The sequence below is a fragment of the Candidatus Atribacteria bacterium genome, assembly GCA_011056645.1.
Lineage (GTDB): Bacteria > Atribacterota > Phoenicimicrobiia > Phoenicimicrobiales > Phoenicimicrobiaceae > Sediminicultor > Sediminicultor quartus.
Genome location: DSEL01000041.1, coordinates 1 through 1831 on the forward strand (window position 1 = coordinate 1; position 1831 = coordinate 1831).

2 protein-coding genes are annotated in these 1831 nt (G+C 26.9%); both read right to left on the minus strand.

From position 1 onward, the window contains the following. The coding region (locus ENO17_01590) for a GntR family transcriptional regulator (protein ID HER23738.1) at nucleotides 1-501 on the minus strand (501 nt) is incomplete at its 3' end. A 256-nt stretch (nucleotides 502-757) separates the two neighbouring features. Further along, nucleotides 758-1738 carry a hypothetical protein gene (locus ENO17_01595; GenBank protein ID HER23739.1) on the minus strand — a complete coding sequence of 327 codons (981 nt, stop codon included), beginning with the start codon at nucleotides 1736-1738 and terminating at the stop codon, nucleotides 758-760. Between the last annotated feature and the right edge of the window lie 93 nt (nucleotides 1739-1831).

The window sequence follows — 1831 nt, forward strand, 5'->3', positions numbered from 1 at the left end:
CAATAAACCCTCTAAGTTACTTAAAATAATGATATTATAGGAAGAAATCATTTTAAATAGAAAATTATTCTTACTCATTTTCATTATCGCCATGTGGAAATCGTAATCAATTTTACCTATATTATTTGAGGAATATTTTGTTATATTTTTTTTAAAATCATCTAATATTTTACTTAACCTTTTTATCTCATATATTGTAGTATTTTTAGCCGCTTCATATGCACCTAAAGGCTCAAGCCTTGCTCTAATATCATATAGTTCAAGAAATTCATTATAATTTAATTTTTTTACAAAGGCACCTCTTCTTGGTATTATTTCTATTAATATTTCTTTTTCAAGTTTGGAAAATGCCGATAAAAGAGGAGTCCTTGAGACACCAAGTTTTTGAGCTAATTTTTCCTGATTAAGTTTTTCTCCGGATTTTAATTCGCCCTTAAGAATCTTATTTCTTAGAGTAGAGTATACTTTCTCTGATAAATCCATATGTTTCACTTTATACATCTTGTTTCTTCTTTTTAATATTTATTAAGATATGTTTATTTCCAAAAAAAGTCAAAAATATTTTCAACTGACTTTTTATATGGTACATTACATAACAATAATATAATAAATTAAAATAATATTCAAGACAGATATTGTATGCAAAATAATTTAAAAACTTAATAATCTTATATCAATAACGATGTATTTATATTAACTATTAATAAATATCCAAATTATGATAGAATCTAAGCTCGTTAGCAAAAAAATTCCTGGTTTAAATTAGCCTAATGACATAAAACAATAAGGGCAAGATTATAATTAGACTCAGAGTGGTCACTAACCAACAAGAATTGGCTAAATCTAAATTTAAGTCATATATTGAGGCAGGAACCAGTGCGGAAAAAGCAACCGGCATTGAAGATAAAATAATGACAACTTTCAAGGGTAAACCTCCCTCTATTACACCATAGCCTAAAAAAATAGCGATAGCAGCTATAATTAAAGGCATTAATATAAACTTTATAATAGAAATTGTAATGCATTCTTTTATATATTTTTTTACTTTTCTAAATTTCATAGCCAATCCAATAGAAATTAAAAGGATTACAGTTCCTCCAGGAATAAAAATAGCATTAATGTTTTTATAAAATTCTGGTCTTTCAATGCCGGATAAATTAAAAAAAGCCCCTATTATAATGCTTGCTAAAGCAACAATGACAAAGATATCCATAAAAACTTTTTTCAATCGTGATGTAAACTTTTCCTTTTTTATGATATCGTTGCTAAACGACTTTGCAACAGGAAACCCTACGGCATAATAAATGACCTGTTCAAATAACTTATAAATAGGGAAAAAAGCAAAACCTTTTTCTCCTAAAAAAAGATAACATACTAATCCTCCGATAGAACCAATATTTGTAAATGATCCACAAATAAACATAGAACCTGTATCTTTCTGGTTTAATTGGAATAATTTTGATGAAGCGAAACCCAATATTCCTCCCATCAGAAGCGCAAAAATTCCTAGAAACGGAAGAGCTATAATTTTTAGATTATCTATTTTAACAATCCATAAAGCTCCTATAAAAGAAATGGGCATAAAAAACAAAAGCCCTATTTTTTGGAGAAGTTTACGAAGTTTTTCCAGACTAATAGGCAAATGGATAATTTTTCTTTTTTCTAATTGTTGAATAACATAGCCTGTTACTAGCCCAAAAAAAATATATCCCAATGAAACGATAAGATTAACAAACATAAATAAAGTCCTGCCTGTTCACGATTTTAAAATATTAAATTCAAATTTTAAATATATTTTGCAAATATACTTATTTTTTGCTTTCTATTAATA